Below are 8,549 nucleotides of genomic sequence, written 5' to 3' on the forward strand. Positions count from 1 at the left end.
GAGAACTTGCCGGCGGGCGGGTGTCGCGCCGGGCGGGCGAGCTGTTGCCCCATGTGGAGAGGTGGCCGGGGAGTGTCTGCTTCTGCGAACAGGTGTCCGACCCATGGTCGGACACCTCGGCAAGGCTTGCCGCCCCCTGTGGACAACCACCATCTCACCGTCAGTCCGCCTGGACCCATCCATCGTGCGGCCGAGGCCCGCTCAGCGCTCCTCGCGCCAGCGCAGCAGCCAGGCGGCCAGGCCCAGGAGCAGCAGCCCCAGCAGCACGCCACTCCACAGATCCAGGTTGCCGACGGCGGGCCGCGGCTGGTCCCACTTGGCCATCTCGGTGAAGACATCGCCACGCGGGCCGCGCAGGACCCAGCCGGGCGGAGGCAGATGGCGACCCAGCCACTGGAGGAGGCCGCCCCCCGTCAGGTAGATCTTGTCCAGCACGACCAAGGCCAGCACGGCGAGCCCCGCCGCCGGCCGGCGGGCCGGGTGCCAAGCGTTGAGGGCGAAAAGCAGGCCGACCACCGGTAGAAAGAGGAGGAAGTCCACGGCCAAGCCCAGCAGCAGGTGACCCCACACCTGGCCCAAGGGCGCCGGCGCCCACAGCAGGGCAATGGGATTGAGCCCGGCGAAGAGGGCGGCCAGGGAGGCGACGCCCAGCATGACGAGGTGGGAGGCCACCACGGTGGCGGCCATCAGCAGGAGCAGGCCGGGCACCAGCACGAGGGCCTTGGCCGCGATCATCTCCAGCTCGGTCACGGGCATGGATTTGAAGAAGTAGATGCTGCGGTCGCGCGACTCCCGGCGCAGGACGCCCAGGGCCAGGACGGCCGCCAGCAGGCCCAGGGGCAGCAACAGCGAGCGGGTGGCGCCCGTCAGTCCAAGGAAGAGGACCTGCCCGCGCACTCTCTCCGGCAGCCGGTCGAAGAAATGGAGCAGGTTGCCCACTGTCACCTCGCCCAGCTCCACCTGGATGCCCGTGCCCTGCAGGCCGGGGAAGAGGTGCTGCAGGTCGGCGTCCTCCCCGTTGATGATGATGGGTTCCTCGTGGTGGGACTGCAGGTTGGCGTTGATCCGCCCGGGGGCGACGAGGGCCAGCAGGCTGCCGACCAGGACCAGGCCCACCAGGATGAGGGGCATCAACCAGAGCACGCGGTGTTCCCAGCTCTCGCGGCGGATCAGCATGCCCAGCCGCGCGGCGCGGGTGATGGGGCGGCTTTCGCCCGGCAGGTGTGTCGCGTCCATCAGGATCTCCCTCCTTCCATCATCGCCACGAAAAGATCGGCCACGCCGGGGGTGCGCAGCTCGCCCAGGGGCTCCAGCCGCTCCCGCGCCACGCCGTCGTAGAGGAAATGGTGCTGGCCGAAGAGGGCCTCCTCGCGCAGCGGCCCCAGGGCGCGGGCGGCGGGCGCGTCCGCCGGCGCGCAGCTGAGGCGGACGAAGCGGGCGGGCAGCTCGTCCATGGCCAGCGACAGGACGATGCGCCCGCGGTTGATGAAAAGCAGGTCGGTGAGGATGTGCTCCACCTCCTCCACCTGGTGCGTGCTGATGAGGATGGTGCGCGACTCGTCGATGAAGTCCGTCACCAGGCTGCTGTGGAAGGCCTTGCGGTAGAGGATGTCGAGGCCCAGGGTCGGCTCGTCCAGCACAAGCAAGCGGGCGTCGATGGCCATGACCAGGGCCAGGTGGAGCTGGGTCTTCATGCCCTTGGATAGCCGCGCCACTTTGAAGGACGGCCGGATCTCCGTCCGCGCCAGGAAGGCCTCCGCCTTCTCCCGGTGGAAGCGCGGATGCACGCCGGCGCAGTAGGCCAGCAATTGGTCCACGCGGATCCAGTCGGGCAGGGTGGCCACGTCGGCGATGTAGGAGAGCTGCTCCAGCAGCCGCGCCCGGTCCCGGTGGGGGTCCAGCCCCAGCACGCTCAGCTCCCCGTCGAAGCGCAGCAGGCCCAGGATGCACTTGAGCAGGGTGGACTTGCCCGCCCCGTTGGGCCCGATCAAGCCCACGATGCGCCCCGCCGGCAGGCTGAGATCCACCTCGCTCAGCGCCTGGACCCGCCCGTAGCGCTTGCCCAGGCCGCGCGCCCGCACCAGCTCAGTCATGGTCCGGCCCTCCCTGGTTGGCTGGCGGCGCCGGAAGGCCGGCGGTCAGCTCCTCCACCGACAGGCCCAGCGCCTGGATGCGCTGGCGGATCTGCGGCCACTCCGTCTCCAGGAAGCGCCGCCGCTCCTGCTCCATCAGGCGCTGCCAGGCGCCCTCCCGGATGAACATGCCCAGTCCCCTCCTCTTCTCCAGCACCCCCTCGTCGGCCAGGAGCTGGTAGGCCTTCATCACTGTGATGGGATTGACCGCCACCTCCGCCGCCACCTGCCGCACCGAAGGCAACTGCTCCTCGGGCTTCAGCGTGCCCCCCAGGATCAGGCGCACGATGCGGTCGCGGATCTGCAGGAAGATGGGGTCCCGGTCGTTCCACGCTTGCGGCATCGCTCACTCATCGTTTTAGTGTTGTATCGAACTACACCGCTAAACCACGCAAACGGAGACCATATTGTCAAGGGTCGGGCGCAAGATTTCCCCGCCCGGCGCCACAGGACCCGTCGACCTCGGTCCCGAAGACATCCCTTTGGGTGACTTTGGCTTGGACCCCCACGCACCGCTCTCCACACGCCGCCCTAACACATCCTTCACTCCTTCCGCCCGCGACCTTCCGGCCAATGCCGCTTGTCTGGAGGGGCTGGGCCCATCCCTGTTCCAGGCCGCCTGCGGTCCGGATAGTGGTGGAATGTCCCGGTCAAACCCTTTCTTGGCAGGAGCGCTGGATGAACACCATGAAGAAAAGCTCCGACAGCACCCGCTTCATTCCCAAGGAACTGAGCTGGTTGGCCTTCAACCAGCGCGTGCTCCAGGAGGCCGCCGACCCGCGCGTGCCGCTGGTGGAGCGCCTGCGCTTCCTGGGCATCGCCTCCAACAACCTGGACGAGTTCTTCCGCGTGCGGGTGGCCTCGCTCAAGCGGCTGGCCCGGCTGGGACCACGGGCCGTCAAGCTCATCGGACACGACGCCAACCACGTGCTGGAGCAGGTGCGCCAGCGCGTCATCGGGCACAACCGGGAATACGACGAGGTCTTCCGCACCGTCCTGGAGCGCCTGGAGCAGGCGGGCATCCGCCTGGCCTATCCCGCCGCGCTGGATGAGCGGCAGGCGGCCCACGTGCGCGATCATTTCCGCCGCCACGTGCGGGCCGAGTTGAGCCCCGTCCTCCTGGGCCGCCGCGAGCGGCTGGCCGACCTCAACGAACGCAACGTCTATCTGGCTGTGCGATTGTCGGACAGCCAGGACCGGCGTCGGGAGCGCCACGCCCTCATCGATCTGCCCGCCGATCTGCCCCGCTTCCTGGTGCTGCCGGTTGGCGGTCGGCGGCGGGACATCCTCCTCCTGGACGACATGGTGCGCCTCATGCTGGGCGAGATCTTCGCCCAGTTCCAGCTGGACCGCCAGGAGGCCTGGGCCTTCAAACTGACCCGCGACGCCGAGCTGGACGTGGAGGACGACGTGGGGCTGAGTTTCAGCGCCAAGCTGGCCGTCAGCCTCAAGAAGCGGGCGCGCGGTGCTCCCGTGCGCCTCCTCTATGACGCCGCCATGCCCCGCGAGCTGCTCGACCTGCTGGTGGCCAAGCTGGGCATCAGCCGGCGCGACACCCTGTTGCCCGGCGGCCGCATCCACAAGCGGAGCGATTTCCTGCGCTTCCCGGACATCAGCGGCCCACGCCTGCAGTACCCGCCCGCCCTGGTCACGCCGCACCGCGGGTTGCCCGCCGACGCCTCCATGCTGGCCTCCCTGCGCCGCCGGGATCTGCTGCTCCACGTCCCCTACAATCCCTTCAGCCAGTTCGTCGATCTGCTGCGCGAGGCGGCCCTCGATCCCAAGGTGACGGCCATCCGCATGACCTTGTACCGGGTGGCGCGCGCTTCAGACGTCGTGCGCGCCCTGGTCTCGGCGCGGCGCAACGGCAAGCAGGTGACGGTGGTGGTGGAATTGCAGGCCCGCTTCGACGAGGAGGCCAACATCAACTGGGCCGAGCAGCTGCGCGACGAGGGGGTGGAGGTGATCTTCGGCGTGCCCGGCCTCAAAGTGCACGCCAAGCTCCTGCTCATCGAGCGCCAGGAGGGTCGCGAGGGCGGCCTCTACGCCGGGGTGGGCACAGGCAACTTCAACGAGGATACAGCCTCCATCTTCGAGGACATGCTCCTGCTCACCACCGACCGCCGCATCACGCGCGAGGTGGCGCAGCTCTTCGCCTACTTCCGCCGGAGCTACCTGCAGGTCCACTTCCAGCACCTGCTGGTCAGCCCCTGGACGACGCGGGACCGCATTGACGACCTGATCAAGGGAGAGATCTCCCGGGCCGCCGCCGGCCGGCCGGCGCGCATCGACCTCAAGTTGAACAACCTGGCCGACCACCGTGTCATCGACCGCCTCTACGAGGCCGCCGCCGCCGGGGTGGAGCTTCGCCTCAACGTGCGCGGCATGTTCGCCATGAAGCCCGGCTGGCCGAAAGGGGGCCGGCCTGTGCAGGCCATGGCCGTGATCGACCGTTACCTGGAGCACAGCCGCGTCTTCCGCTTCCACCAGCAGACGCGACCGCTCTTCTACCTGGGCAGCGGCGACCTTCTTCCGCGCAATCTCGACCGCCGCATCGAGGCGATGGTTCCCATCTACGATCCCGGCATCCGCGCCTACCTGGAGCGTGTGCTGGACCTCCACTGGGAGGATCGCGCCTCGGCCCGCCTGCTGGACGACCGGCAAGGCAACGTCCGGCGCGACCCCGCCGCCACCCGCCCGCGTGTGCAGGAGGAGATCGCCCGCCTCAACCGCGAGCTCCATGGCCTGGGCGGGGAGGCGGTTTGAGCCGGCCTCCTGGGGCGACGGAATCCGGCCTGCGCCTGGCCGCCGTGGACGTGGGCTCCAACGCCCTGCGCCTGCTCTTCTCCCAGGTGCTGGAAGAGAAGGGCAAGCCCGTCTTCCGCAAGGCCAGCCTCATCCGCATGCCCCTGCGCCTGGGGACGGAGGCTTTCGTCGGGCACCGCCTGGAGGCGGACACGGTGGAGCGCCTGGTGCAATCCATCCTCGCCTTCCGCCTTCTGCTGGAAGCCTGGCGCCCCGTGGCCTGGCGGGCCTGCGCCACGGCCGCCCTGCGCAGCGTGGAGAACGGGAGCGAGATCCTGGCGCGCATCCGCCGGGAAGCGGGCCTGGAGCTGGAGATCATCAGCGGCCGCCGCGAGGCGGAGCTGCTCCTGCGCAACCAGCCCCAGGACTGGCATCCCGAGAGCGAGGCCTATCTCTATGTGGACGTGGGCGGCGGCTCCACCGAAACCACCCTTTTGCACGGGGGAGCGGTGCGGGCCAGCCGCTCTTGGCCCCTGGGCACGGTGCGGCTGTTGGCCGGCGAGGAGGATCCCCGCGTCTGGGCCGACCTGGCGCGCTGGCTGGCCGAGGCCTGCGCCCACCTGAACCCCGTCTGCGTGGGTAGCGGCGGCAATGTCAACAAGCTGGCCAGCCTGCTCAAGCAGGACGAGACGGAGCCCATCTCCGCCGGCCAATTCCGCCGCATGCTGGACAAAGTGGCGCCCCTCACCGTCGAGGAGCGCGTGCTGCGCCTGGGTCTGCGCCCCGACCGCGCCGACGTCTTCCCCCACGCTCTGCGCATCTATCTGGCCTGCATGGAGGCGGCCAGCGCGCGGATCATGCTGGCGCCCCGCCTGGGTCTGGCCGACGCCTTGGTGCGCGAGGCCTGGCAGGAGTGGGCCGGGCCAGGTGCTTGAAGTGGGTCGGGCCGCACCCGCCTTCCACACGAGACCATAACAGAGAGCCAGCACCTTGGGGCGAAAGGGGAGGCCTCATGCCCGACCATCGCGCCATCTTCCTGTCCGACCTGCACCTGGGCACGCGGGCCTGCCAGGCCGAGCCCCTGCTCGCCTTCCTCCAGGCCCACAACGCGGAGCGCATCTACCTGGCCGGCGACCTGCTTGACCTCTGGCGCTTCCGCAGCGCCGGGCTGTGGTTCCCCCAGCTCCATGTCAACATTGTGCGCACCCTGCTGGGCAAGGCCAAGCACGGCACCGAGCTGGTCTACATCCCCGGCAACCACGACGAGCTGCTGCGCCAGTTCCTCGACCTGCAGGCGGAACCGCGCCTGGGCAGGATCCGCATCGCGTCGGAGGCCGAGCATCGCTTGCTGGACGGCCGCCGGCTGTGGATCACCCACGGCGACCAGCACCACGGCTATCTGCGCCTGCTGGACAACAAGCCCCTGCATTGGCTGGTGGACAAGGGCTACGGCCTGCTCACCCTGGCCAGCGCCGCCACCCGCCCCCTTTTCGCCGAGGGTGAGAACCTAAGCCGCCTGCTGCGCGGCCGCATCAAGCGCGTGGGCCACTACTACGAGCGTTTCGCCGAGGACATGGCGCGCCGGGCCGCGGCGGCCGGCTACGACGGCGTGGTGTGCGGGCACAACCACCACCCGGAGCTGCGGGAGGTGGACGGCACGCTCTATCTCAACTGCGGCGATTGGGTGGACAACTGCAGCGCCGCGGCGGAGACGCCGGACGGCCGGCTCATCCTGCTCCGGTCGGAGGCGGTGGAGAGCAGGAGCCTGCCCTTCCTGCCGGAAGCTGTCGGCAGCCGGGCGGCCGACGGGCGGGCGGCCGCCTGATGGCCTTCCCGCCCCGCCGCCTGCGGGCCGCCTTTGGCTACTCCCGCCAGGGCCTGGCCGCCGCCTGGCGCAGCGAGGCCTCCTTCCGCGACGAGGTCTGGCTGAGCGCCATCCTCCTCCCCCTGGCCTGCTGGCTGGGTGAGAATGGCGTCGAACGCGCCTTGCTCGCCGCCAGCTGGCTGCTCGTCCCGCTGGTCGAGCTGCTCAACACGGCGGTGGAGGTCCTGGTGGAGCGGATCGATCCCGCCTTCCACCCGCTTTCCGGCCGCGCCAAGGACCTGGGCAGCGCCGCCGTGCTGCTGGCCATGCTCGTGGCGGCGCTGGTGTGGTGGCTGGTGCTGCTGGGCTGAGACTTGACGACAACTTCCGCCTCGGTCAGTGAAACACAGATCCGCAGAGGCCCCGGAGGTTGGGGCGGGACGCTCATGTGCCGGCGGTGGGGGCAACCTTGCACAGCGTGATGAGTTCGATGTCCACGCCGAAGCGCTCCATCAGCAGGATGTGACTTGCCCGCTGCCTGGGTCGAAGAGTATCCCCCGGCCCCTTGACCTCGGCGAACCAGAAGCGCGGCGTGCCCGGGATGTAGACGAACAAGTCGGGCGGCTGGACTCCGTGCTGGGGGCGGAGGGCCTGCACGAAGGCCGCGCCTTCCGGACCCAGGATCCCGGCCAGGCGCCGGGATTTTCGCTCGTGGCGCTTGTAGCCGTACTTCTCCACCAGGGACAGGGCTCCCTCCCGGTGGGAGAGGTGGATGGCGGCCAGCCATTCGTGGAAATGCTTGTTTGGCTGGGCGTGGGCCAGGCGCAGATCGTCCGCGTCGAAGAGGTCGGGAAAGCTTGCCTGCCATTCCTGGGCCAGGGGATGGGCCAACGGGCGCGCAAGGTGGCACCGTAGTGGGCATTTGTCTCCATGGCCAGGCCATCCTCCCGCACAACAGCGACATTCCAATCAGGGCCGATCAGATGCTGATGAAACTGAAGACGCGGAGCCGATCATCGGCACATGAAATCCGATGAGTACCCGGGCCGCATCTACTTCAGAGGCCCATTGGGCGATTCGGTGAACACCATCCTGTGCCCAGCTCGACACATCTGAGCATTTTACCAAGGCACCTGCGGGTAAATTGATTTTCCTTTTACTTTATCTTGAACAGCATACTCCCTGACAGAAATAGATAGTATTATCGTTTCTGCATTTAAATGCCAACCCCCATGGATTTCAATATTCCCAAGAATTCCTTTCTCCCATAATTTCTTCCAGAACCATTCCAGCTATCGTTTATCATAGTCAATGAACCTCCGTAAACAACCTGATTTGTGTCTTTTTGTACAATTTTAACCCATGAACCTCTAGAAAACACTACTACAATGTAATCAGCTTGGGTCTGATTGTAGAGGTCTACAACATCAACAGTCTGCGTTGCGGTCTCACCCCTTGAACTGGCACTTCCGAATCCAAGCACCTGTGCACTCTGACCACCTGATGCACTAACACTCCCCAAAGTCATCCCAGATCCAGTACCAGTGCTTTCTGTAAAATTGCTTAACATGGCAGGTCTATCTATTATTTTGACTCCACACGATACTAATACTTCTGTCACCTTATTCGCAAACTCAAAGTTCTCTCCAGATACTGACCCAGGTATAACTACAAAGGTCGGGTGATCTGGCACATCTCTCAACACAACAAATCTAGTTGAACAACTTAGAGCTTATCCGTAAATAGGTTGACATTTCGATTCCGTTGAGCCAGCTTCCTCCATCACAACTGGAGGAGTCAGCCATGTCGCGATTGGCGAGCTGGGAATTGTCGGATGCCTTCTGGAGCCGAGTGGAGCCCCTGCTTCC

The 8,549-nt window shown here is 67.1% G+C and carries 9 protein-coding genes; 4 read left to right on the forward strand and 5 right to left on the reverse strand.

All coding sequences use genetic code 11. From position 1 onward, the window contains the following. Positions 1-201 precede the first annotated feature (201 nt). From Q8O14_01480 to Q8O14_01490, 3 genes are read right to left on the reverse strand one after another with little or no spacing between them, the layout of a single operon-like run. Positions 202-1,236, reverse strand: a complete 1,035-nt coding sequence (locus Q8O14_01480) for a hypothetical protein (protein MDP2359412.1) — start codon at positions 1,234-1,236, stop codon at positions 202-204. Next, the gene (locus Q8O14_01485; GenBank protein ID MDP2359413.1) at positions 1,236-2,093 is read right to left on the reverse strand and encodes an ABC transporter ATP-binding protein; all 858 of its coding nucleotides are present in this window, start codon (positions 2,091-2,093) and stop codon (positions 1,236-1,238) included. The genes Q8O14_01480 and Q8O14_01485 overlap by 1 nt, the downstream gene beginning before the upstream one ends. Next, a complete protein-coding gene (locus tag Q8O14_01490; protein MDP2359414.1) occupies positions 2,086-2,475 on the reverse strand; it encodes a GntR family transcriptional regulator in 390 nt (129 codons plus the stop codon). Before Q8O14_01490 ends, Q8O14_01485 begins: the two co-directional genes overlap by 8 nt. Before the next feature lie 335 nt (positions 2,476-2,810). On the opposite strand from Q8O14_01490, the gene ppk1 reads away from it, so the two are divergent. From ppk1 to Q8O14_01510, 4 genes are all read left to right on the forward strand, one after another. Further along, positions 2,811-4,898, forward strand: coding sequence for a polyphosphate kinase 1 (gene ppk1, locus Q8O14_01495; GenBank protein MDP2359415.1), 2,088 nt, complete (start codon positions 2,811-2,813; stop codon positions 4,896-4,898). Further along, positions 4,895-5,812 carry an exopolyphosphatase gene (locus tag Q8O14_01500; protein ID MDP2359416.1) on the forward strand — a complete coding sequence of 306 codons (918 nt, stop codon included), beginning with the start codon at positions 4,895-4,897 and terminating at the stop codon, positions 5,810-5,812. Before ppk1 ends, Q8O14_01500 begins: the two co-directional genes overlap by 4 nt. Positions 5,813-5,889: 77 nt before the next feature. Beyond that, entirely contained in the window at positions 5,890-6,702 is an 813-nt protein-coding gene (locus Q8O14_01505; GenBank protein ID MDP2359417.1) for a UDP-2,3-diacylglucosamine diphosphatase, read from the forward strand. Continuing rightward, positions 6,702-7,052, forward strand: coding sequence for a diacylglycerol kinase (locus Q8O14_01510; protein MDP2359418.1), 351 nt, complete (start codon positions 6,702-6,704; stop codon positions 7,050-7,052). The genes Q8O14_01505 and Q8O14_01510 overlap by 1 nt, the downstream gene beginning before the upstream one ends. Positions 7,053-7,125: 73 nt before the next feature. Here Q8O14_01510 and Q8O14_01515 read toward each other — a convergent pair whose 3' ends face one another. Then, positions 7,126-7,572, reverse strand: coding sequence for a hypothetical protein (locus Q8O14_01515; GenBank protein MDP2359419.1), 447 nt, complete (start codon positions 7,570-7,572; stop codon positions 7,126-7,128). 325 nt (positions 7,573-7,897) lie between these two features. Then, entirely contained in the window at positions 7,898-8,386 is a 489-nt protein-coding gene (locus Q8O14_01520) for a hypothetical protein (protein ID MDP2359420.1), read from the reverse strand. Between the last annotated feature and the right edge of the window lie 163 nt (positions 8,387-8,549).

The sequence above is a fragment of the bacterium genome, assembly GCA_030685015.1.
Classification (GTDB): domain Bacteria; phylum CAIWAD01; class CAIWAD01; order CAIWAD01; family CAIWAD01; genus CAIWAD01.